Raw genomic sequence first — 365 nt, forward strand, 5'->3', positions numbered from 1 at the left:
TGTTCGTTATTCCCAACCTTTTAGAATTTTAAATCATCCTGTTCAGTACCGTCTAAATTGGCGTGGGCAATTTGCACCCAAAATTTTAGTTCCTCAAGACCGTTTTTATATTTCTGGGCGTTACAGCGTTCGAGGCTTTGATGGTGAGGTCATGCTGTCAGGTGATAACGGTCACTATTTACAACAAGAGTTAAGTTGGAATTCTCCTCTTCCTGCGACTCAGTTTTATGCCGCTATCGATCAGGGATGGGTCAATGGACGGAATAGTTATTCTGGACAACGTCATCTGATGGGAAGCGTATTTGGTACACGTAGTTATTTTAAAGGTGTGTATTTAGATACCTTTGTGGGTCATGGTATCGAGG

Annotated in this window: 1 protein-coding gene; it reads left to right on the plus strand. The window is 41.9% G+C overall.

From position 1 onward, the window contains the following. The coding region (locus FY049_RS22260; RefSeq protein ID WP_446084440.1) for a ShlB/FhaC/HecB family hemolysin secretion/activation protein at positions 1-365 on the plus strand (365 nt) is incomplete at both ends.

The sequence above is a fragment of the Acinetobacter sp. 1125_18A genome (assembly GCF_052824985.1).